Origin of the sequence: Acanthopleuribacter pedis, assembly GCF_017377855.1 — a bacterium.
GTDB lineage: Bacteria > Acidobacteriota > Holophagae > Acanthopleuribacterales > Acanthopleuribacteraceae > Acanthopleuribacter > Acanthopleuribacter pedis.
On record NZ_JAFREP010000004.1, the window covers coordinates 116283 to 140408 of the forward strand.

Annotated in this window: 18 protein-coding genes; 16 read left to right on the forward strand and 2 right to left on the reverse strand. The window is 56.6% G+C overall.

Going from position 1 to position 24126, the window contains the following annotated elements; translation table 11 throughout:
• The first annotated feature begins 201 nt into the window (after positions 1-201).
• On the forward strand, positions 202-1572 hold the full coding sequence (locus J3U88_RS05440; protein WP_207857395.1) for a sigma-54-dependent transcriptional regulator: 1371 nt from the start codon (positions 202-204) through the stop codon (positions 1570-1572).
• A 335-nt stretch (positions 1573-1907) separates the two neighbouring features.
• Here J3U88_RS05440 and J3U88_RS05445 read toward each other — a convergent pair whose 3' ends face one another.
• A complete protein-coding gene (locus tag J3U88_RS05445) occupies positions 1908-2309 on the reverse strand; it encodes a response regulator (RefSeq protein ID WP_207857397.1) in 402 nt (133 codons plus the stop codon).
• A gap of 1188 nt (positions 2310-3497) precedes the next feature.
• On the opposite strand from J3U88_RS05445, the gene J3U88_RS05450 reads away from it, so the two are divergent.
• The 10 genes from J3U88_RS05450 (at position 3498) to J3U88_RS05495 (ending at position 13566) form a co-directional block, all read left to right on the forward strand.
• Entirely contained in the window at positions 3498-4055 is a 558-nt protein-coding gene (locus tag J3U88_RS05450; protein WP_207857398.1) for a universal stress protein, read from the forward strand.
• A gap of 222 nt (positions 4056-4277) precedes the next feature.
• Positions 4278-6701 carry a heavy metal translocating P-type ATPase gene (locus J3U88_RS05455; RefSeq protein ID WP_207857399.1) on the forward strand — a complete coding sequence of 808 codons (2424 nt, stop codon included), beginning with the start codon at positions 4278-4280 and terminating at the stop codon, positions 6699-6701.
• Complete coding sequence (gene ccoS / locus J3U88_RS05460; protein WP_207857400.1) at positions 6701-6910, forward strand: cbb3-type cytochrome oxidase assembly protein CcoS; 210 nt, start codon at positions 6701-6703, stop codon at positions 6908-6910. Before J3U88_RS05455 ends, ccoS begins: the two co-directional genes overlap by 1 nt.
• Before the next feature lie 133 nt (positions 6911-7043).
• Complete coding sequence (ccoN, locus tag J3U88_RS05465; RefSeq protein WP_207857401.1) at positions 7044-9143, forward strand: cytochrome-c oxidase, cbb3-type subunit I; 2100 nt, start codon at positions 7044-7046, stop codon at positions 9141-9143.
• 11 nt (positions 9144-9154) lie between these two features.
• Positions 9155-9349: a cbb3-type cytochrome oxidase subunit 3 gene (locus J3U88_RS05470; protein ID WP_207857402.1), complete on the forward strand. Its 195-nt coding sequence runs from the start codon at positions 9155-9157 to the stop codon at positions 9347-9349.
• Entirely contained in the window at positions 9336-9953 is a 618-nt protein-coding gene (locus J3U88_RS05475) for a cbb3-type cytochrome c oxidase N-terminal domain-containing protein (RefSeq protein ID WP_207857403.1), read from the forward strand. Before J3U88_RS05470 ends, J3U88_RS05475 begins: the two co-directional genes overlap by 14 nt.
• 14 nt (positions 9954-9967) lie before the next feature.
• A complete protein-coding gene (gene ccoG, locus J3U88_RS05480; RefSeq protein WP_207857404.1) occupies positions 9968-11362 on the forward strand; it encodes a cytochrome c oxidase accessory protein CcoG in 1395 nt (464 codons plus the stop codon).
• Entirely contained in the window at positions 11359-11802 is a 444-nt protein-coding gene (locus J3U88_RS05485; protein WP_207857406.1) for a FixH family protein, read from the forward strand. Before ccoG ends, J3U88_RS05485 begins: the two co-directional genes overlap by 4 nt.
• An 8-nt stretch (positions 11803-11810) precedes the next feature.
• The gene (locus J3U88_RS05490; protein WP_207857408.1) at positions 11811-12503 is read left to right on the forward strand and encodes an urease accessory protein UreH domain-containing protein; all 693 of its coding nucleotides are present in this window, start codon (positions 11811-11813) and stop codon (positions 12501-12503) included.
• Between the two features lie 502 nt (positions 12504-13005).
• The gene (locus J3U88_RS05495; RefSeq protein ID WP_207857410.1) at positions 13006-13566 is read left to right on the forward strand and encodes a universal stress protein; all 561 of its coding nucleotides are present in this window, start codon (positions 13006-13008) and stop codon (positions 13564-13566) included.
• Between the two features lie 462 nt (positions 13567-14028).
• Here the strand turns inward: J3U88_RS05495 and J3U88_RS05500 are convergent, their stop codons facing one another.
• Entirely contained in the window at positions 14029-15597 is a 1569-nt protein-coding gene (locus tag J3U88_RS05500) for a hypothetical protein (protein WP_207857412.1), read from the reverse strand.
• A 450-nt stretch (positions 15598-16047) separates the two neighbouring features.
• On the opposite strand from J3U88_RS05500, the gene J3U88_RS05505 reads away from it, so the two are divergent.
• The 5 genes from J3U88_RS05505 (at position 16048) to J3U88_RS05525 (ending at position 23931) form a co-directional block, all read left to right on the forward strand.
• Positions 16048-18111, forward strand: a complete 2064-nt coding sequence (locus tag J3U88_RS05505; protein WP_207857414.1) for a reprolysin-like metallopeptidase — start codon at positions 16048-16050, stop codon at positions 18109-18111.
• Between the two features lie 607 nt (positions 18112-18718).
• Positions 18719-20653 (forward strand): NHL repeat-containing protein, encoded by a 1935-nt coding sequence (locus J3U88_RS05510; protein ID WP_207857415.1) that lies wholly within the window; start codon positions 18719-18721, stop codon positions 20651-20653.
• Complete coding sequence (locus J3U88_RS05515; protein WP_207857418.1) at positions 20650-21072, forward strand: FixH family protein; 423 nt, start codon at positions 20650-20652, stop codon at positions 21070-21072. The genes J3U88_RS05510 and J3U88_RS05515 overlap by 4 nt, the downstream gene beginning before the upstream one ends.
• A 49-nt stretch (positions 21073-21121) precedes the next feature.
• Complete coding sequence (locus tag J3U88_RS05520; RefSeq protein ID WP_243435819.1) at positions 21122-22408, forward strand: cytochrome-c peroxidase; 1287 nt, start codon at positions 21122-21124, stop codon at positions 22406-22408.
• A gap of 119 nt (positions 22409-22527) precedes the next feature.
• Positions 22528-23931: a choice-of-anchor B family protein gene (locus tag J3U88_RS05525; RefSeq protein ID WP_207857421.1), complete on the forward strand. Its 1404-nt coding sequence runs from the start codon at positions 22528-22530 to the stop codon at positions 23929-23931.
• The last annotated feature ends 195 nt before the right edge of the window (positions 23932-24126 follow it).

The following is a 24126-nucleotide window of genomic DNA, read 5'->3' on the forward strand; positions in this document are numbered from 1 at the left end:
CCTCCCGTTTTGGCACCTGGATGCACCGTGAAATCACCCTGGGCGTTCAACCTGCTCTATCCATTTCGAAGCCGCGTTCGTCTTCGCTCGGCGCACTCCTTTTGCCTGGACGTCTTTCCGCACCCTGCTTTCGCTCCCCCCCTGCTCGTGTTAGCATTTCGCTGGACGTTGCTCCCGTCATTTTTCTGCTAGAGGCATTTTATGGATTCTCCGATTTCCGTTTTGATCGTCGAGGATGAGGCGCTCATTCGCAAAACCCTGGTGCGCAAACTCAACAAAGAGGGTTTTTTTACCGAGGAGGCCGCCAACGGGAAAGAAACCCGCAAGCATTTGGCCCAATCGGCCTGTGACTTGGTTTTGATGGATATCAACCTTCCCGACGCCAACGGTATCGATCTTTTGGCCGAGGCCAAGGAACGCGATCCCGAGTTGCCCGTGATTATGATGACCGGCAACCACGCCATCCAGCTCGTGGTGGAAGCCATGAAGTTGGGCGCCTTCGACTACATCACCAAACCCTTTAACCTGGAAGAGGTGATGCTAACCGTTCAAAAAGCCCTTGAAATGACGGAACTGCGCCGTCAGGTCCGTTTGATGCGCGCTAATTTAGAAGCCGAATATGGGTTTCAAAGCATCATCGGCCAAAGTGAACCCATGGTGCAGATCATGAATGTTGCCAAAACCGTGGCCGAAAGCGCGGCCGAAACGGTGCTTATTTTGGGCGAAAGCGGCACGGGTAAAAACCTGATCGCCCAGGCGATTCACTACAACAGCAGCCGCGCCTCGCGGCCTTTTATGGAAGTTACCTGTACCGCCTTGCCGGCCACCCTGCTTGAGTCGGAACTCTTCGGTCATGAAAAAGGCGCTTTTACCGACGCCAAATCCCTCAAACGCGGCTTGTGTGAAATGGCCCATCAGGGAACCTTGTTTTTGGATGAAATTGGCGAAATGCCTCTGGAAACCCAGGCTAAGTTGCTCGGGTTCTTGGAAAGCCGTCGCTTCCGCCGTGTCGGTGGGACCCGTGATATCGCGGTCGACCTGCGGATTGTTGCCGCGACCAACCAAAACATGGACCAACTCATTGATGAAAAGAAATTTCGCGAGGACCTCTACTACCGACTTAATGTGATTGAAATCGATATGCCCTCGCTGCGCAGTCGTGCAGCGGACATTCCCCTTTTGTGTCGCTTTTTCGTGGACCACTTTAACCGCAAATTTAAAAAAACGATTCAAGGGATTAGCGATGATGCCCTCACCTATTTGAGCCGTTATGCCTGGCCGGGTAATGTACGCGAGCTGCGGAATGTGGTGGAACGTGCCATGATTCTCAGTCAAAACAAGGTCCTGCAACCCGATGATTTTCCCCTGCGACGCCGCAAATCGGCCGATGCTCCCGCCGGCAACGAGGGGTTTTCCCTTCCGCCCGAGGGCATTCCACTGGATACGGTGGAGGAAACCTTGGTTCGCCAAGCGTTGGAACGTACCGAGGGTAACCAAACCAAAGCCGCCAAACTGTTGAGTTTGTCTCGAGATCAATTGCGTTACCGCATGAAGCAGTACAAGTTGTTCTAACCCGCATTTCTCACAAGGGATTCTGCTACGGGGCAACTCATGCGATGACGAGGGTTTGCTTCCGACTTACTCGGTCGCGCCGCCTTCGCCTCAGCTCCTACGCCGAAAGGTCGGCCCCGCGAAAGGTCGGCCCCGCGAAAGGTCGGCCCCGGGAAAGGTCGGCCCCGCGAAAGGTCGGCCCCGGGAAAGGTCGGCCCCGGGAAAGGTCGGCCCCGCGAAAGGTCGGGCCCCTGTGCCGTCTCTCGGTCGTCATCTTCGTACGCACAAGGCTTTCAGCTTCTCGCGACCAATCCTGGTGAGAAATGCGGGCTAAATTTCCCAGCGACGGGCGCCACTTAAAGTGATCGGGCCCGTTTCGCGGGGGGTCTTTCTAAGATTCGCTTGACGCGTGCGCGTAAATCTAAGGGACTAAAAGGTTTATTTAAAAAAGACCAGCGCTCTTTAATGGCGGCGCGACGGTTGTTGTAATCGATTTTTCCCGAGACAAACAAAATGGTTTGGCCGGGACACTCCTCGGTAATGATTTCGGCGGTTTGGTAACCGTCCAGGTTGGTTTCCGCCAGGCAGATATCCATAATGATCAGATCGGGATGTTCCCGGTTGGCGATGCGAATCGCCTCGCGCCCCCCTTCGGCCTGCAGGATTTGGTAGTCCGCTTTCCGTAAGCTGGCGATGATCAATTTTCTGGCGGATTCCTCGTCATCGACGACCAGGATTTTTTGACGCCCTAAATTCATGTTCAATCCCCATGGAAACAGGTCGGGAAGCCCTCCTAAATTTGCCTCGCGGTCCTTTACCGCGAGGCCGAAGGTGCGCCGCGGGTAGGTTTCCAAGACGTTCGCTAAATTGCAAAATGGTTGCCAAGCACAGACGCTGGGGTGATCGATGGGGTCTTTGCTTCGTATGGCTTCTATTTTGGGGTTTTGTTTGGGTGACCCCGAGTGGGCTTCGTTGCCGGCGAAATAACGAGATTGGCGCTTTGGGTTATCTACGGCTTTAGGGCTAACTCTTTGAAAGAAAACTTTTTACAGAAGGTTATCTCTACTGAAAAGTGCCTTATATTTTGCGAAACGTGGTTCAGACTTTGGGGCACGGTGTGGTCCCCCTGTTGGCATACGGCGTTCGCGGCAAAGCGGTAAGCAGCGCGCTAAAGTGTTGTTGTTGTAACGATTATCGTTTGGTTACACAAAAAACGGCCGTCTCTCCCGGGCCGGATGCGTTGGCGACGAATCGCTGTGGGGATTGACCTTTTATCCTAAGAGGCGCGATAAGAGCCAGGGATTTTGGCTAAAGATCTGGAGCGAAATGGCTTGAAAAAAACGGAGGCGCACCCACTGGGTGCGGTGAGTATTTTTTCAGGCCGTTGCAGCCCAGAGGTTTAGCTAAAATCCCCGCGAGTTATCGCGCTTCTTAGGTTTATCAGCGGTGCCCAAGGAGTGGCATCGATCATGAGGGTGAAGCCGGTCTTGGGAAAGATCCGCAGCACCTGGGAAATAATGCGCAATACCGCGACCAAGCTTTAAAACCCTCTCTCTAGGGAAAAGTGACCAAATTGCGCGTTAAAAAACCTTCAACCTCGGATTATTTGGGGACAGGGTGTGGTCCAAAATCAAGCTTTAACCTTGGGTTTAAAGCACTTTTCTCGAGCGGGCGGCTTTTCCCTTTTCGTATCGGACAGGGTGACGGACCCTCACGCTCAACCTGTGTAAGGGGGTAATGGGGTAATCATTCCCAATTGGACGGTTGAAGGCGCTAATTGATAAGGTTTTAAGAAAATAAGTTGTTTAAAACAACCTAATTAAGAGAGTTGCATTCGGTGTTATCAGCTATTGGTACTGCATTTGCAGATGGTGGGGCGGTGATAACGCGGCGGTGATGTTCGGCCCCGAATCGCCGGAATTTGGTAAAAGGCGCAGGTGGTTTCCGTGAATGCATTGCCCTTAACGCAAACACTTCGAATTGCGGTCGGTATCGACTTCTCCGAGGCTTCCTTAACCGCCCTTGTTTTTGCTAAAGGCTTGGCAAAAAAAATGGATATGGGTCTCGATTTAGTTCATGTTTGCGATCCGTCTACGTTTCGACCTTCCTTTCCATACAAGGACCTGCCCCGCTTGGAAGACTGGTTACACCAAAATTTTTCCGAGATTCGCCATCAGAGTTGCCGCCGATTGGTTCATTTGGCGGACGGCTCGGGTGCGGTCGCGGAGGAACCACAAAGTGACCCTGCCTTTGAACTGAGCGCCGATGGTCACATCGTTTTTGAGACTGATCGGGTGCACCATGAGAACCGAGATCGCAGCCATTTCCTTGAAGGAAACCCCGCGCGGCGGCTGCTCGCGTTTTGTGAGGACAATGCCTGCCACATGTTGGTGATCGGGGCACACGGCCACCAAAAACACGGCGGCATTGGCCAGGTTGCCCGTGCCTTGATTCGCGACGGCCGGTTACCGGTCGTTATCGCACGCGAACCCGTTCCAAGTTAATCCTTTAAGCGGAATGGGGAAATCAATCAAACCCATGTCTCCGTCACCCCGGTTTCCCCCTTCCGCTATTTTCCGTTCCCACCCCCACCCTTTTAACCCCACGGCGCGTGTGGCTTGTTTCGCACCCCGGTTCGGCTTGCCCGCATCCCGGTGCGACTTGTTTCGCACCCCGGTGCGGCTCGTCCGCACCCCGCCGAGGTGCGTCCGCCCTTAAGAGGACTTATGCCTGCTGTCCAGCCCATCACCCAACCGAACGCGACCGACACGGGAACGTGCCGTCACTGCGGCGAACGGCTGGTGTCCCAACAGGTTGATTTTTGCTGTCCAGGCTGTGCCTTGGTACACGACTTGATTCATCAACGGGGATGGCATGAGTATTACCGTTTGCGTGCTTTGGCGGATGGGAAGCCCAACCAAAATAAAAACAATGACTTACCGTCGTTCGCTTACCTTGGGACCGAGGTTTATTACGACAAACACTGTGGACGCCGGGACGGTCTTTATCAAGGTACCTGGTATTTGGAAGGCCTGCACTGTGCGGCCTGTGTTTGGTTGGTTGAGAAGTTGGTCCAGAACTGCCGTGGGGTGGTCAACAGCGAGTTGTATTTCGGCAGCGGCAAGTTGGTTTTGTTTTTTGAAGCCGGCGCGGATCTGGAAGAACTGGCGCGGCTGATCGCGGCTGCCGGGTACCAGGTGGGTTTGCAGCCACGTGTCGGTGGCGAAGAAAGCCGTGATTTGCTGCGCTTGGGCATCAGCGGCGCTTTGGCGGGCAACATCATGCTCATGAGCCTGCCGTTTTATACCGGCCTCGAACAAGGCGGTTTCGCGCTGCTGTTTGCCTGGGTCGCCTTCACCCTAACCCTGCCTCTGTTGTTCTACGGTGCGGCGCCGTTTTTTAAGCGTGCCTGGCTGGCGGTGCGGTTGCTCCAGCTCAATCTCGATATTCCCATTGTGATTGGGTTGATGAGCGCCTTCGTGTTGAGTACGGTTTCGCTTTTGCAGGGCCATGTCCACGGTTTGTATTTCGATTCCATGGGCATGCTGGTTTTTTTCCTGCTGACCGGTCGTTATGTGCAGAACATGGGGGTGCAGCGTGCCTTGCGCGAGACCCAACGGCTGCTGGCGGCGATGCCGCAACTGGTGAGCTGCCGCGAGGGTGATACCTGGGTTGAAAAACCGGTCGAGGTGCTGAAACGGGGCGATCAGCTTCGCTTTCGGGCCGGTGATTTGGTTCCGGTCGACGGGATTTTAGACAGCGACGAAGGTCTGTTTAACCTGCATGTGGTTAGCGGCGAAGCTGATCCGGTAACGATCAAGCGCGGCGGACGGGTTCTGGCCGGTTCGGTAAACTTGGCTTCGGTTGTAGAAATCATTCTGGAATCAGGCGTTGATCAAAGTCAATTTGCCCGTTTTCAGGAGAAATCACAGCAATTCAATCGGAAAAAACAACAACAACCCATCGCCGAGGCGGCCGCACGCTGGTTTTTGCCCGCCGCCTTGAGTGCGGCCCTTTTGGGGTTCGTTCTGTGGTACCCCAGCTCGCCGGCCAAAGCCTTTTCGGTCGCGCTGACGGTGCTGATCGTGGTCTGCCCTTGTGCCTTGGCCTTGGCCGAACCCACGGCCCGTGCCTGGGGTTTGTCCCGTGCCGCCCAAGCGGGATTGTGGATCAAGCGGCCCGAGGTGTTTGAGCAAGTACCCCGCGTTAAACAGGTGGTGTTTGACAAGACGGGTGTCATTACCGAGGGTTTGCCGACCTTGTTGGAAACCCACTGGTTTCATCCCAACCAGCATTGGCTCAAAGCAGCGATTTGCGAGTTGGAGCAAGCGGGGCATCACCCGCTGGCCAACATGTTCCTTTCGGCTTGGCAGGCGGAGCGGGGACCGGTTCCCACCTTTAAGTCGGTGACGGCGGTGAAAGCCATCCCCGGTGTGGGTGTGCGCGGGGAGATCGACGGCCGCGAGGTGGTGGTTTGTTCCCTGGCCGCGCTGCCTCAATTCGCGGAACGGGAAAGCTGCTTGGCGACGGCTTCTGATTTGGCGGCGGGCCTTGCGCCGGGGCGGAGTGCAACGGCGGCGGTGGTTAACGGCCGTTTGGCGGCGCTGTTCACCTTGGTGGATGCGCTCGGCGAAGAAGTGCCCGAAGCGATGAAGCAATTGGAAAAAAGAGGGTTGGTTCGCACGATTCTGTCGGGTGATCGCCAGGACGTGGTGGACCAGTTAACCGGGATGCTGGCACTGGATCAGGGTTTGGGCGAACGCAAACCCGAACAAAAGTTGGCTTATATCGAGGGTTGTCGCAATCAGGGTTGCTTGATGGTCGGCGACGGCTTGAACGACATGGGTGCGCTGGCCGCGGCGGACGTCGGGGTGACCCACGCGCTCGGTACCGGCGCAGCGCTTGAGTTTGCGGACGTGGTGCTGCGTCGCCGCGATTTGACGGGGATCGACAGCTTATTCGACCTGGCGGATCGCGTTAAAGCGGCCACCCGCCGTGGTCTCGCACTTTCACTCGGCTACAACACGGTGGCGGTTGCACTTAGTTTGGCGGGCCTGATTGGGCCGCTGATCGCCGCGGTGTTGATGCCGCTCAGTTCACTATCCGTCATCGCCGTGTCCGCATGGACGCTGCGGCAAAGGAGCCGTTAATGGGGATTCTCTGGGTTTTGGTGCCGCTCGCCTTGGCGTTGTCCGGCATTGCCGTGGTCGCCTATGTATGGGCCTGGCGGAATCGTCAATTTGAAGACATGGAAACACCTGCCTATCGCGTGCTTTTCGAGGACGGTGAGGCAACAAGGCGTGGACCCCGCGCAAATGGGGAAGTAGACAAAGCCAAAGGACACGAAGCCCGTGGTTGATTTTTGTTAAAGGTCCGGCGAACAGGCTTGGCGGATTCGGACGCGGTGCGCGTTTTCACGAGCTCACCCGGAGATTTAACAAAAATGACCACGCCCTTTCGGGTTTTTCGGCATCAAGAAAGGATGAGACATCATGACAGTTGAACGTTTCCGCTACGACGACGACATAGTGCGGAAGTTTGTCTGGGCCACCGTGATCTGGGGTTTGGTGGGCATGTTGGTCGGCGTTCTGATCGCTTTTCAATTGGCGTTCTGGAAAGCCAACCTGGGCATTCCCTATTTGACCTTTGGTCGCTTACGGCCGTTGCACACAAACGCCGTCATTTTTGCTTTTGCCGGCAACTCGTTTTTTGCCGGGATGTATTACGCCAGCCAGCGCTTGCTGAAGACCCGCATGTTTTCGGACAAACTCTCGCGCATCCACTTTTGGGGTTGGCAATTGATCATTGTCGCCGCCGCGATCACGCTGCCGCTTGGGATTACCACCAGTAAGGAATACGCCGAACTGGAATGGCCGATTGATTTAGCGATCACCGCGGTTTGGGTTGTGATGGCGATTAACTATTTCGGGACCATCTTCAAACGGCGCGAACGCCACCTCTACGTGGCGATTTGGTTTTTTATCGCCAGTATTGTGACCGTGGCCGTGTTGCACATCTTTAACTCGCTGGAATTGCCGGTCTCCATGACCAAAAGTTATTCCGTTTACGCGGGTGTGCAGGACGCGCTGGTGCAATGGTGGTACGGCCACAACGCGGTTGCTTTCTTCTTAACAACCCCGTTCCTGGGCCTGATGTACTACTTCATGCCCAAGGCCGCTGAAGGTCCGATTTACTCCTACCGCCTTTCGATCATCCACTTCTGGTCCTTGATTTTCCTCTACATCTGGGCCGGTCCACACCACTTGCTGTTCACCTCTCTGCCCGATTGGGCGCAAACCATGGGCATGCTGTTCAGCTTGATGTTGATCGCACCGTCCTGGGGCGGCATGATCAACGGTTTGTTGACGTTACGCGGTGCCTGGCACAAGTTGCGCGAGGATCCGATTCTCAAGTTCATGGTCGTGGCGATTACCTTCTACGGCATGTCCACCTTTGAAGGGCCCATGCTCTCCATCAAATCGCTCAACAAACTCAGTCACTACACCGACTGGACCATCTCCCACGTTCACGGCGGCGCCCTCGGTTGGAACGGTTTCCTGACCTACGGCATGATTTACTGGCTGATTCCCCGTCTTTACGGCCGCGAACTCTACTCCAAAAAACTGGCCACCGCCCACTTCTGGATGGGTTTGCTCGGCATCCTGATTTACATGCTTTCCATGTACATCGCCGGGGTAACCCAAGGTTTGATGTGGTTGGACTTCGACAACGAGGGTTACCTCAAATATCCCAACTTCGTGGAAACTGTGATTGCCATTGTGCCGCTGTACTGGATCCGTATGTTCGGTGGGATGCTGTACCTGGGTGGTGCGCTGGTCATGCTCTACAACGTGGTCAAAACCATTTCCGGAGTGACCGTGCCCGAGGATACCGAGGCCGAGGCCACGCCTTACGAACGCAAACCCCTGGTTGGTAGCTTCCACTACCGCTTGGAAGCCAAACCCGTGCTGCTCACCGTACTGGCAACCATCGCGATCCTGATCGGCGGTGTCGCCGAAACGATTCCGATGATGGCGATTGAATCCAACGTGCCCAGCATCAGCAGCGTCAAACCTTACACGCCGCTGGAACTTGTCGGCCGCGACATTTACATCCGCGAGGGTTGCAACAACTGTCACTCGCAAATGATCCGTCCATTGCGCGCCGAGGTTGAGCGTTACGGCGAATACTCCAAATCCGGTGAATTCGTCTACGACCACCCGCACCTGTGGGGTTCCAAACGGACCGGTCCCGACCTGCACCGTGTTGGTGGCAAGTATCCTAACTTGTGGCATTTGCGCCACATGGAAGATCCTCGCGCCATCGTCGCGGACTCGATCATGCCGGCCTACCAATGGCTGCTGGAAAACAAAATGAACCTGGGCGATGTCAAAGCCAAGGTCAATGCCATGAAACACCTGGGCGTGCCTTACGACCGCGATACGGTTGAAAACGCCAAAAAGATCGCCGAGGCCCAAGCGGCCGAAATCGGTGCCGACCTGGCGGCTTCCGGTGTGGAAGGCATGGACGACAAAGAAATCACCGCGCTGATCGCCTACTTGCAGCGATTGGGCACCGACATCAAGAAGTAAGGGAGGACACCATGTTGAAAAACATCATTAGCCAGGGCAACTATGCGATTTGGCCCCAAATTTCACTGGTTTTGTTCCTGCTTTGTTTCACCGGGGTGCTGATTTGGGTCTACCGGCGCAACGCGGGCAAACACTACGACGACATGGCCAACATTGTTTTTGACGAGTCCGGCCGGAATACGGAGGAGCCTCATGGTGGAAGATAAGAAACCCCTACACCAACACGACTTCGACGGCATCGAAGAAAACGACAACGATCTGCCCCACTGGTGGCTCGGCATCTTCGCCGTCAGCATTTTGTTCGCCTGTTTCTACGTGCCTTACTACCATTTCCTCAATCCCGAAAAGCTGCCCCACGCGGCTTTGCAGGCGGAAATGGCGGCGCGGGAGGCCGCCGTGGCCCAGGTCGCCGAACAAAAGGCGGCCGAGGCGCCCGAGGATCCCGAGGCCGCGTTAACCGCCACGTACAGCGCCGGTGGTTGGGAAGAATCCGGCAAAGCGGTGTACACCGCCAACTGTGCCGCCTGCCACGCCAACGACGGCGGCGGCACCATCGGGCCCAACTTCACCGACGATTACTACATTCACGGCGGCAAGTTGAGTGACCTGATCCGCGTGGTGACCGAGGGCGTGCCCACCAAGGGCATGATCTCTTGGAAACCGATCCTGAAACCGCAACAAATTCAAGATGTCAGCTTCTATGTTCGCGCCATGCGCGGCACCACGCCCGCGACGCCCAAGGAGAAACAAGGCGAGCTGGTTGACGAGGCCGGCAACTTCGTTGGCGCGGCGGAGAAACCCGCCGAGTAAAGAGAGGTGTCCTGATGAACGGTCAGATCCCGACCCGGGAGAAAATGACGACCATTGGTGATGGTGGCAAACGTTTTTGGCTGTATCCCGCCAAGTTCACCGGTGAATGGCTCAACCGACGTCGGGTCATGGCCGTCGTCTTGATTCTGTTCTTTTTCATCTTGCCTTGGATTGACATCAACGGTTCACAGGCCGTGCTGCTGGATATCGCGGACCGCAAGTTCGCGTTTTTCGGGCTCGTCCTGTGGCCGCAAGACTTTTCGATCCTGTGGTTTTTCGCCGCGGGAACCGCGATCCTGGTGCTGTTCCTTACCGCCCAGTGGGGTCGTTTGTGGTGTGGCTGGGCTTGCCCGCAAACCGTGTTTCTCGAGCACGTCTTCCGACGGATTGAGATCTGGATTGAAGGGGACGCCCGCCAACGCCGTAAATTGGATCAGGCCCCGATCAGCGTTTCCAAGTTCAGTAAAAAAGCGTTGAAGTACGTGATTTTTATCGCGATCTCCAGTCACTTCGCCAACACCGTGTTGTGTTATTTCGTCGGCACCGACCAAGTGCTGCACATGACCTTCCAGGATCCGCGCGAGAACTGGGGCTGGTTCACCTTCATGGCCTTTTTTAACTTCATGTTTTTCGTGGATTTCGCCTGGTTTCGCGAGCAGTTTTGTCTGATTGCCTGTCCCTACGGCCGTTTCCAATCGGTGTTGCTCGACAGCGATTCGATGATCGTGGGTTACGACTACAACCGCGGTGAACCGCGCGGCAAACTGCGGAAAAACCAAGAACGTACCGAGGGCGACTGCATCGACTGCAACCGCTGTGTGGCGGTGTGTCCCACCGGAATTGACATTCGTCAGGGCCTTCAAATGGAGTGCATTAACTGCACCGCCTGTATGGATGCCTGCGATGAAATTATGTTTAAGGTCAACAAACCGCCGAAACTGATTCGCTACACGGCGATCGCGGACTTAGAAGGGCGGGTGCGCCGGTTCATGAGGCCCCGCGTGATCGTGTATTTGGTGTTGGTGTTGGCGCTTTACGGGGCAGGCACCTACTTGATGCTGTTTAACCGCGGACTCAAGTTCCAAATTGTTCGGCCGCCTGGTCAGAGTTTCACCCTGAGCGAAGCGGATGCGGTGGTTTCCAACCATTTCGAGGTGAAGGCGACCAACCGTTCCGAGGCGATTTGGACCGTGACCACCGAGGTTCCCGCGGGGTTCGAGGTAGTCACGCCGCGCAATCCTTGGGAAATCCCGGCCGAAGAAACGGCAACCTTGCCCATCTTTGTGCGCAAACAAAAAACACTTTTTAACACCTCTGGGAAAGAACGGGCCGTGGTGACGTTCCGCGATGAACGGACCGGCGCGGTTCTTTACCAAACCGAGGTAACACTGATGGGGCCGGCACAATGAACTATTGGAAGTACATCGTCATGTCCCTGCTCGGCGCCTGCATGGTTTTTCATCTCAGCGCGGTCTACTACATTTCAGGCCGCAACTTCGAACTGACCAGCAAGGATTACTACGCCCATGAGCAGGTTTACCAACAAACGCTTGATACCTATCGCGCCGCGCGCGATTGGACCATGCAACATCGTTTCGATGATTCGGGCCGGTTTTTGGTTCATCTCGTCGGACCCAATCCGGAGGAAGCGGTTAAGACCGTCTCCGCAACCCTGGTCCGACCCAACGGGTCGGCCGCCGATCTGCAATTGGACTTGGAACCGGCCGAAAGTGGCTGGTGGTCGGTTGCTTTGCCCAACCAACCCGCGTCTGGAAACTGGAACCTAGGCGTCGCGGCTCAAACGGATCAGGGGCCCATCGCCTTTCGTCGCAAAATTCGCGTTGATTGAGGTGAACCGTGACCCTTTCCGCCCTGTTCCTGATCACCCTGGCGAGTTTCATCGGCAGTTTCCACTGCTTCCTGATGTGCGGGCCTTTTGCCGGTTATTATGCGGTCGGCTCGCGCGGTGTTTCCTTGAGCGGGGTGGCTTTTTATCAGGTGGGGCGGCTAATCTCTTATAGCGCGCTGGGTTTGGCGGCGGGCCTATTGGGCAAAGGCTTCCTTTACGTAGGGCAAACCATGCTGTTCCAGCGTTTCTTGATGATCGCAACCGGGGTCGCCATGATTGGGTTGGGTATTTGGCAGCTCGTCCGACCCGGGGCAACCCCTTTTCGCGGGTTGATGCGCCACGTGGCGCGCCTCAAACAACCCCTGGTTGCGCTTCCCAAGGGCCCGCTTTTGGGTTTGCTCTTGGGCCTTTTAAGCACCTTATTACCCTGTGGTTATCTGTACAGTTTTGTTTTTGCCGCCGCCGCGACCGGTACCCCGCTCGGCGCGGTATCGGTGATGGTCGCTTTTTGGCTGGGTACCGTGCCGGCGATGATGACGGTCGCCTTGGGCACCGATTTGGCGGCACGTCGCTTTTTGGGCCGTGCGAGTCGGTTGACGCCTGTTTTTTTAATTGTTGTCGGGTTGTTGGCGGTGTTGGGCAAATGGCTGACATTCCCAGAATTAGGCGCCACCGAAGGCCCGCTTTGTTTCACCCCGTAACCCGCATTTCTCACAAAGAATTCTGCTACGGGGCAAGCCATGCGATTACGAGGGGGCGGCCTTCCGCGTTACGCGGTCGAGCCGCCTTCGCCTCAGCTGCTACGCCGAATGGTCGGCCCCGCGAAAGGTCGGACCCCTCTGCCGTGGCTTGGTCGTAATCTTCGTACTCACAAGGCTTTCTGCTTTTCGCGACGAATCCGTGTGAGCAATGCGGGCTAAGGCTTTGTCTCCACAACGGAAGCCCGCCCTAAACACGGGTATGCGAGGGAAAAGCCCCGTGTGACGGGCGTTTCCATCAGACCGCTTACAAAGTTTCACTAGCCAATCCGGTTCATTCCTTAGTACGATTGATCCACTTTTCATTGATTGATGACGTGAAACCTATTCAGTCTCATCAGAGTAGACAATCACCGGCAAGGTTTTTGCTGCTTTGCGTTTTGCGACGCTTTTTCCTCCGAACCAGCGGGTTTTGTCGGCAGAAATGTGCCCTGAGAGGTCCATCATGAGACACATTCAAACCGTATTGTTGGCGACCGACTTTTCCGACGCCAGCCTTGCCGCGCGCGATTACGCCGTGCAATTGCAAAAACGCATGCACGTCGAAATCGTTGTCGCTCACGTCTTTGACCGCACCGCTTTTAAGGTTCCGGTCGCCTCTCACTTGCTGCCTTTGGTCGATAATTGGTTGGTCAAGCACTTTGGCGAGTTGAAAGAAAAGGCCAGGTTCAAGCTAGAGACATTCAGCGAGAGTTTGGAAAACCCCGATTTAATCCTGTTGGAAGGCAATCCCGGCAAAGCGCTTCTCGATTATGTCCTCGAGCGCGATGTCGACCTGGTCATCATGGGGACCCACGGCCGTTCGGGTTTGAACCATTACGTGATGGGCCGCGTTTCGGAGCGTGTCATCAAAAAATCCGGTTGCCCGGTGCTGCTCATCAAACCCGAGGGTACCAAACGCCGCGGCCTCGACCTCAAGTGGCTTTCGCGGGATCGCCGTATGGCAAGCACCCAACCCTTTCCAGAGTCGGGCAAAGAACCGGTGCAAAAATTCGGATTGGGCTAGCCCGCATTTTTCACAAGGAATTCTGCTACGGGGCAACCCGTGCGATTACGAGGGGGCGGCCTTCCGCATTACTCTGTCGGGCCGCCTTCGCCTCAGCTGCTGCGCCGAAAGGTCGGCCCCGCGAATGGTCGGCCCCGCGAATGGTCGGCCCCGCGAATGGTCGGCCCCGCGAATGGTCGGCCCCGCGAATGGTCGGCCCCGCGAAAGGTCGGCCCCGCGAAAGGTCGGACCCCTGAGCCGTGGCTTGGTCGGAATCTTCGTACGCATAAGGCTTTCAGCTTCTCGCGACGAATCCTTGGGAGAAAGGCGGGCTAGGTCCGATCACCCAGTTTGGTTTGGGTTCCGTTGTGGCTGACGGTTGTCCTGCAGATTGATGGACGTTGCCCGTGCCCGCGGTTTTCATCCGATTAAAAAGACGCCGAGACCCATCAGGGACAACCAAAACAACCAAAAAGCAGCATGTCATTCCTCGTGCCGGTCGGGCCCGGCGAGACCTTCTTCGCCCAAGCGGGTTAAGGCGCCGCCACCCTCCGCCCAGCTCAAGGCGCCGCCGTGTTCGCCGGTATCCAACGCCGAGAGCATACCCTCGTATTGCAAATTTCCACCCTTGGCGATTGCGTTCATCGCCTGTCTATGGGCCAACAGGGCGTCCTCGGTGAAGCAGACCTCGCGCGCGGTTTGAACCAGTGGCAAATCATCGACCGTTCCGAATTCGGCCAGAATGCGCAGACAGACCGCGACCATTTCAGCACGAAGTTCCAGCGAGATGGCGGCCTTTACCAGGCTCGGCAGCGCTTCCACCACAAAGGCGTGACGCTGTGGGTGTTGGACCCGCTTCAGAAAAGAAAGGATGTTTAGCCGCGTTTCGGGATGGGGGCAGGTTAACACCAACTCGAGCAAAAGATGCATGCGTTTGGTGCTTTGGATAAAAAAGGCATCGAGCACGACCGAACGCAAGGCGTGGTTCTGCAGCGCGGTGCTCAAACCCAGGTTAATGCGATCCTCCGGCAAGTGACGCAAAACAGGAAGGATCAAATCAGCCATGTCCCGATCAGCGACCGTGCATAAATGAAGCAACTCTTTTTTGCTCAGGTATTCCGGGAAATAGACGGCGGCAAAAAAGGCCGCCTCGCGGGTTACCGCAAAGGGGCCGCCGTCATCGGGGGCCTGCATGGCGTCGGGGAAGCGCGCCGCCAAGGGTTCGATGATCTTTTGCGAGAGGGTGCCGCCGCGGGGATCATTGTCGGTTTCCGGTGTCGTGATGTCGACCGCAAAGCGCCCGCGAAAGTGTGCCGTGCGGTCGCGGATGGAATAATGGCCCAAATCGGGTTTCTGCTTTTTCTTGCTTCTTTTGCAACTGGCTAAAGCGTGGCGACAGGCTTCACGCCGGAAACCGGCATCCACGTCGGTCATGCAGCCGTGTACCAAAACCGGCGCGGGGTCGTCGACGGCCGCGAGGTGGTTCAGCAACGCCTTGAGTTGCGCTAGGCGGTTCGCCAACAAGCGTGCCCGTTCCTTCGAGTCCACCATTTCCGCCGTGATTGCCTGCAGCGACAGCATCAACCGCGATTCTTCAATTGTGACCGGGTGTAACACCGTCAAAAAAGATCGAACCGCCGGGGACAACATTATCCCCTGGTCACCCTTTCCCATGCGCCATTGGTACAGCGTGCGGAAACCCATGTTTTTTGGCGCTGTTTCGTCTTCGCCCCATAGATGTTTGGGCACCAGCGATACAGCCTTCCAAAGGGGTGTCTCGGCATGTACCACCACGACGAGGTCGTTTGGGGTTTCCCGGCAGCTCACTAAAAAACCGGGGGTATCCCACGCTTGGATGGTTTCTCTGATCCCTTGTTCGGCGAGCATCTTTTTTAGCAGGGCCCGGCCGGCTTGCAGCCGTTTTTCCTCGGTGACGCGAAGCATGTCTTCCGGCGATGTAAACAACGAATGGAGGGCCTGCACCGGTGCCTTGTGATACCGCACCGTAATGCCGACGAGGGCGATTGCCATGGGCACAATCAACCAATCCATCCATCGCCTCCATGCCTTGTTTGTTGAACTTTCTAGGGTTCGAAAAAAAATCCGAATGAAAAAGGGCGCTTTGACCGAATAACTTTATTGTAGGGGATTTTGCAAGCGGCGGCGTAGCAGGCAGACAGAACCGATGCGATTTACCACCTCCCTACCGCTGTTTGGGTGTTTTTCAGAGGACCCAGCCAAAAACAACGGGTGTGAGGCAATCGCAGCTTTATTGCACTGCCGTGCCGGAGCGCATGCGTCACCCTTCGGTCGGCAACCGCATCCCGTCGCGGTATGGGCGGCGGGAGGAAACGTTGGAATCCCTGGATTCCTCAAACCTATTTAGGTCAAAAGGCGTGTCGCCCGTCCTAGGCGATTCGAGGTGCCGGTCGAACCCTGCCCGATCACCCCGTTTTGCCCAGCGCCGGCCCGATACGCGGAACCGAACCATGGGGGTATATTGTGAAACGTCTGTCGACGCTTGCCGTTCTTTTTTTCTTCTGTGTTGCCGCATTCGCCCAACACGAAACCGTCTGGTACGACATCCAGCATAAACAACTCGACGGGGACCGTGAAGTTTACGCCGTCATGCCCGACCGTTTTCGCACCGTCGGCTGGGACTTGGTCGAACTCAGCGACCGCCTGGCCGAAGCGCCGCTCGAATACAGCAACGAAACACCGCTTTCCCTGGTGTTGCCCTTGCCCAACGGGGAAGCCCACCGCTTCTTGATTGAAAACTCGCCCGTGATGGCGCCCGAATTGGCCATGCGTTATCCAGAAATTTCCAGTTACCGAGGTTACTCCGCCGACGACCCCGGCATCACCATGCGCTGCGACCTCAGTCCCAAGGGTTTTAGCGCCACCATCCTGTCGCCGGAAGGCGCTGTGTTCATTAAACCCATGCTGCGCTATGATGACCGCGTCAGCATGGTCTACGCCCGGCGCGATTTGTTTATCGACAAATCAGGTTTTCGTTGTGAGCAGCGCGGCATGGCGCGTTGGCGCGCCCAACGCGATATTTTCCGTGGTCGCAGCATGCCGATTCAAAATGAACTGCTGACCTACCGGCTGGCCATTGCCGCTACCGGCGAATACACCCAATTTCACGGTGGCACCGTGCAGGGGGCCTTGGCCGCACTCAACACCACGATTAACAACGTGAACGTCGTTTACGAACGGGATCTGGCGGTTCGCTTCACCATCATCGCCAACAACGACAGCATTATTTACACCAACGCCCAAACCGATCCCTACAGCGGCGATCCCATCGACGACAACATCGCCAACCTCGACAGCGTCATCGGCAGCGCCAACTACGACATTGGCCACGTGGTGCTTGACGGTGGCGGTGGTGCCGCCCTGTTGGGGGTCGTGTGTCAGGCAGGTCTCAAAGCCGGCGGCTTCACCGGCACCGACCCGCCCAGCGGTCCGGTGTTTGATATCGACTTTGTTGCCCACGAAATCGGCCACCAGTTCGGAGCCGAGCACACCTTTAACGCCGAAACCGGTGCCTGCGACGGCAACCGTTCCACGACAACCGCCTATGAGCCAGGTAGCGCTACCACCATCATGGGTTACGCCGGGATCTGCGGCCAAAACGACATTCAGCCGAACAGCGATCCCTTTTTCCACATTGGTTCCATCGAGCAAATGTTTAACTACACCCGCAATGCCGAAGGCGCGGGCTGTGCCGCGCTTTCGTCGCTCAGCAATGCCGCGCCCAGCGCCGACGCCGGTTCCGATTACACCATCCCGGCCAACACGCCCTTTACCCTGACCGGTAGCTCCCAGGGCGGCAACACCGCGAGCGGTCTGACCTATAGCTGGGAACAGTTTGATTCCGGCACGGCGAGTAACTTCAACGTGGACCGCGGCGACAACGCCATTTTCCGCAGCTATGCCGCCACGACCAGTCCCAGCCGTACCTTCCCGCGTCTGGACGCGGTGCTTGACCAATCCACCGTGGTCGGTGAGGTGTTGCCTTCTACCTCGCGAACCTTGACCTTCCGGTTCACCGTGCGCAACAACAACCAAGGCGGCGGCGCGGTGAGCACCGACCAAGCGGTTCTCACCGTGGCGGGCGGCGCGGGTCCCTTCGCCATGACGGCCCCGGCGGGCGGTGAAACCTGGCAGGGTAACAGCAGTCAAACGGTGACCTGGAATGTGGCCGGCACCGACCAAGCCCCGGTTAACTGTAGCCAAGTCACTATTTTGGTTTCCACCGACGGTGGGCAAACCTTTGCTCAGACCGTGGCGAGCCAAGAAGCCAACGACGGCAGTGCCACCATCACCGTGCCCAACACCGCCTCAACCACGGTACGCGTCAAGGTTGCTTGTGCCGACAACGTCTTTTTCGACATCAGCAACGCCAACCTGACCATTCAAGCCGTGACCCAGCAATGTCAGGTTGATTACAGCACGTGGGGCCAAACCGGTAACGGTGGTATTCCCGATGTCAACGGCAACAACAAGGTGGATGTCCTTGACTTCATCAGTTGTATGTTTTCGGGAATGCCGGTTAACTAAGCCGGCGGTTGTGTGGTTTATCGCAACGAATCGGGCGCCCTTGGGCGCCCTTTTTTATGCGCTTGCACCGGAACCTTCGTGTGCCAGGAGACGGTTCTCATCTTTGTGCCGGTGCCGCGTGGGAACAACCGCAAAAAGGGAACCGAGCAGAGGAATTCTTCGGCACGACCTCGCAACCGGCTTAAAGGAAGAAGCGATACTCTTTTGTCTGTTTATTTGCGCACAATGTTTAAAAGCAACTTAAGTATTCATGATCGGCTAGGAAGGCACACATTATCATCTGTTCCGTTCCGATAGCTTAAATACGCTAGAAACAAGTACTTAAGTGAAAGCATCTACCATTTCATGAGGATCGATGCGCCAAGAACGGGGGCGGGGATTGTGGAACCGAAGCGCTACACGGAAGGCCTTGTACGTTTTGTGACTTTTATTTGCGCGTACGCGTAAAAATGGTCAAGGCATCGAGCTTTTAGGCTCATGTTGATGACGGATATCAATTAGGTAAGCAGGGGCCTTGCCGTCGCGACAGCCTGTACGCGATACTTAAAGTGTTTGAAACGCACCCTTTTAGCAGAAATCGAAAACCATCGAAAAAAGGACTGACCGCTTGAAGCACCCTTTATCGCGTTTGTTTCGTGGGTTACGCGCTGTTGCCCTCGGCGCCGTCTTGGCCGGGGGTTTCACGTGGAACCTGGCCGGCAACCCCGACGATGCCACCCACTTACCGCAATCATGGCGCCTCGAGGTGCGCGATTTGCCCGAGGTTCAGGGGCTTATGCGCGGGAACACCAACGAGTGGATTGCGGTCGGGTTCCGGCGCGGTCGCGGCATTCTGTGGGTTGGCGACGACCAGGGCCGTCCTCAAAAAAATTGGCTGACGAAACAGGGTCGCAAGCTCGTTCGCCCCAGCGACCTAACCGGCACGGCCCGGCAGGTATGGATTAGCGACGCCGCCGACCACCGGATTTGGCGTTTCGATCGGACCAAAAAGTCCCACTTTTCCTTCGGCGGTTACGGCACGGCGCCCGGCTTGTTCAATCATCCCAACGGGCTGTGGTGGGACGGGGACAACCTTTGGGTCGCCGACCTCGGCAACCAACGGGTTCAGCGATTCGACCGCAACGGCCGCGTTACCGGGGTATTCAGCCAATTTTCAAGCGACCGTACCTTTATCGCCCCCACCGCGATCACCGGTGACGGGCAGGGGCGCTTTTACGTGGCCGACGCCGTTTTACAACAAATTACCGTCCTTGATGCAGCCGGCAAACCCCTAGCCACCCTTGCCGATTACGGCTTTTTTCCCGGCCTCATCGATCATCCCACCGATCTGCTCTGGGACCGCGGCCGCTTGCTTGTGCTGGAACATCGCAACCACCGCATTCAGGCGTTTACCCCCGAGGGGGGAAGTCTGTGGTTGTGGGGGGAACACGAGGTTTTGCCCCATGAAGGCCGCGGCCGGCTCCATTACCCCAACCATTTCGCGGTCGACAACCACGGCAACACCCTTGTCATCGCCGAATCCCTCGAAAACCGCCTGCAATTCTTTGATTGGCAAGCCAACGCCCAACCCATCCCCTACGACCCGCAATCGATTCAATCCGGCCGTTTCCATTTCGGCCCCTACCTCGACATCCAGGGAACCCTGTTGGTTACCGCGGACACCGAAACCCATCAGGTCATGGTTTACGACATGCGTGGGGAAACCCCGATTAACATCAACCAGTTTGGCGAACGCGGCAACAAATTCGGCCTCATGCGCGATACGCGAGGGTTGGTGATCGACGCGGCGGCCTCCCAAATCATCACCACGGATAGCGCCAACCAACGGATTCAGGTGTTTCACTACGATCACGATCCGATGGATGAACTCAAGCAATTACCCGACATGACCCGCTTCAAACGGGCTTTTAGTTACGCGGCGCTCAACCGCCGTGCCGCCACGGAACGCGCCTGGTTCGACGCGCTTGCCGTGGACCCCGACGGTGCCTATCGCCTGATCGATCCACGCCACCATCGCGTTCTGGTTTTTGATCGAAATTGGAACCATCGGCAAACCATCGGTTCTTTCGGACACAAACGGCATCAGTTCAACCATCCCACCGACTTGGCGTTTACCCGCGACGGCGCCATGGTGGTCGTCGACCAGAACAACCGGCGTTTGGTAAAAATTGACAAGACCGGTCGGGTGATCGGCGTGTTCGGGCGTAAACAGTTACACCAGCCTTTCGGGATTGCCGTCCACGACGACGGGCGCATCTTTGTGAGCGATCAGGCCCGCTGTCAAATCCTGGTGTTCAGTTCGCGCGGCCGGTTTCTACACGCATTCGGTGGGCGCGGTAGCGACATGGGTCAACTCTGGCGGCCCGCCGACATCGATTTCACCGCGGACGGTCGCCTGTGTGTGGTTGATCAGGGCAATCACCGGCTACAAATCTTTGGTGAGGATGGATCCTGGTTGGTTACCATGGACATCGCGATGACCTGGACCCATCGCTTTCCACCACCCAACCGCAAAACCACCACCGAGGAGAATCAACCATGAGCGCTTTGTCCAAAACCTTTGTCCTGTTCCTGGCCGTGTTGTTCGTCCCACTGGTTTCAGCGGGCGACAAAAGTGCGGCAACCGATACCAAGGTGTTGTCCACGGGTGACGGCACCTATTGGGTGCGCTACCAAATCGAACCGGCGACCATTGTGCTGAACCAGACCTTTTCCCTGCAGGTGGCGATTTTTCAGGACGAGGCTTTAACCAAACCCGCGCGGGACATTACCCTCGCGGTGGACGGCCGCATGCCGCAACACCGCCACGGTATGAACACCGAACCGGTGGTCACCCAAAGCGAACCCGGCCGCTTTGAGGTGAAAGGGATGTTGTTTCACATGGTCGGCCGCTGGCAATTGATGTTTGACATCACCCGAGACGGGGAAACGGTGCGCGCCCAGACCGCGCTGGACCTTTAACCGAAACGCCATGGGAATGCCGCGATGGTGTCGAGGTTGGCGGCGAGTGATGTGCTGCCTGGTTTTGATGGGCAACGTGTTGGTTGCACAAGAACCCGTACTTGACCTGAGTGCGGCCGAAATCAGGCAGTTGATGCAATTTAAGCGCGTCCCGTTGCCCGCGGATCCAGGAAACCGTTGGGCAGATAACGCGGCGGCGGCTGCTTTGGGACAAAAGCTATTTTTCAGCACCCGTTTCTCCGCCAACGGCGAAATCGGCTGTGTCACCTGCCACCAGCCGGCATTGGGTTTTGCCGACGGACGGGAACGGGCGGTCGGCTTGGCGGAAGGCGAACGCCATACCCCCAGCCTATGGGACACGGCGTTTAACCGCTGGTTCTTTTGGGACGGTCGCGCCGACAGTCTCTGGTCCCAGGCGCTGCAGCCCTTTGAAAATCCGCGCGAAATGGGCCTCAACCGCAACCGCGTGGTTCTGCTTCTGCACCAAAGCGACCCTCTTCGCCATGCCTACGAGGCGATCTTCGGCGCCCTCCCCGATTTAAGCGATGTACGCCGTTTTCCTCGCGACGCCATGCCGATGCCAAACCAAGCGGGGCACCCCTGGGCCGCGGCCTGGGGAGGGATGAGCGAAAGCGACCGCGACCTGATCAACGGAATTTTTGCCAATATCGGCAAAGCCATTGCGGCCTATGAACGAACCTTAATCGCGCCGACCAATGGGTTTGATCGCTTCTTAACCGCATTGGCGACCGATCCCGCCCATGCAACGACCCAGATGCCGCCCGCCGCCGTTCGCGGCGCCCGTCTGTTCGTGGGCAAAGGGCGTTGCAACCTGTGCCATGTGGGTTCGCAATTCAGTGACGGCACCTTCCACCAAACCGGGGTACCGGCGCGGGACGGTTCTTTTCCCCGTGATGCGGGCCGCTACGCGGGTGTGTCCTTGTTGCTCGCCGATCCCTTTAATTCAGCCGGCCGCTACAGTGACGACCGGCAGGGAGAACGTGCCCAAAGCTTGGCGTTCCTGCAACGGCGGGCCGATAGCTGGGGTCAATTTAAAACCCCAAACCTGCGTCAAAGCGCCCAGCATCCGCCCTACATGCACGGTGGACAACTGCCCGATTTGGCGGCGGTGGTGCGTTTCTACAACACCCTGGAAGGGCGCGTCAACAATGGACACCATGTGGATCCATTGCTGGTTCCCTTGGGCTTAACCCCGGCGGAAGAAGCCGATTTGGTGGCTTTTTTGGCGAGCTTAAGTGTGCCGCCACCACGGGACAATCCCTGGTTTCGGCCACCCTCGCCCGAACCCTCGCGGAAGGAGACGCGCGAAAAATAAACCCGAGGTAAGGGGTTTGGGTCACTTTGTGCGTATTTACCCTTGCATAGGAAAGCATTCAAAATCTAAGTTAATGTCAGCATCTTATACCCATAGCCAACCGAAGCAAGGGAGCCGCCATGCACCGTTTTCGTATCTCGAACCCTTTTGTTAAAACGCTGACCATCCTGCTATGCAGCGGCTTTTTAGTTTTGGCCCACCAAGGCGACCCGAAGGTTCGCGACGAACAACCCCGTTATGAAGGACCCGGTTACCAACAAGGTGCGTTTCTCGGCAAAAACGGTCCCGAATTCCAATCATCCGGCCTGGTGATGCACAGTTGGATGACCCTCGCCGAGTTGGGCAACCAAACCCGCGGCAACGATTGTTGGGGTTATACCGCGCCCTCCGGCCGTGAATACGCCATTATGGGTTTGCGCGGTGGAACGGCGTTTGTTGAGATCACCAACCCGGCCCAGCCGGCCCTCATCGAATTTATCGAGGGCCCGTCTTCTTCTTGGCGCGACGTCAAAACCTACAGCCATTACGCCTACATTGTCACGGAGGGCGGCGAAGGCATCCAGGTGGTAAACCTGGCCAACGTCGACCAAGGCGAGGCGCTTTTGGTCAATACGGTCACCACCGGCGGTGCGACGGCTACCCACAACGTGGCGATTAATGAGGAGAGCGGCTATTTGTACCGTACCGGCGGTAGCAGCAACGGCCTGCGCATTTACGATTTAGCCAACCCGGCCGCCCCGGAGTACGTGGGCGCCTGGTCCGACCGCTACGTGCACGACGCCCAAATCGTTACCTACACCGAGGGCCCCTATGCCGGTCGCGAGATCGCCTTTGCCTGCGCGGGTTTCAACGGTGGGAGCACCCAAACCGGCCTGAGCATCGTCGATGTGACCGACAAGCAAAACATCCAAGTCATCACCCATTACCAGTTCAGCAATCCCAACTATTCACACCAAGGTTGGTTGTCGGAAGACCGTCGCTACTTTTACCTGAATGACGAACTGGACGAATCACGCACCGGCTCCACCACCACCACCCGCGTCATTGACGTGTCCGACCTGGAGAACCCCTTCGAGGCGAGTACCTTTACCACCGGCCTGCGCGCGATTGACCACAACCTCTACACCCACCAGGGCATGATCTTCCAAGCCAATTACCGCAGTGGTCTGCGGGTCTTCGAAACCAGTGATCCCCTGGCGCCCACCGAAATCGCTTATTTCGATACGTACCCCGATAACAACAACCCGAACTTTAACGGCTTGTGGAGCGTTTACCCCTACTTCCCCAGCGGTACCATTATCGGCAGTGATTTGGAAAAGGGCCTTTTTGTTTGGCGCCTGACCACCAACGGTTGCAATTTGAAATACGACCAAAACGGGGATTGCCTGATCACCCTTACCGATGTGCGTTTGCTCCACGAGGCGTGGCTCACCTATTGTGACGAATGCACCACCGATGTGGACGGCAGCGGCCGTGTCAACGTCCGCGATATGGTGATGCTGGTAAATAACATCGCACAATAATTATCTTTAATAAAATTCAATATGATCAATTTTTTTGGTCTTCTGTTGCTTTTCATCGAGCTCAAGGTGCGTGAGTCTTTCTCGAGAATGCTACTTTCCGAGATGTAACAAACTTATTTTCAACAATTTGAGGATTCTATGATAAAAAGAAGACTCATTACCCCTTGGCCGCGAAGCGGATTTAGCAGATTAGCC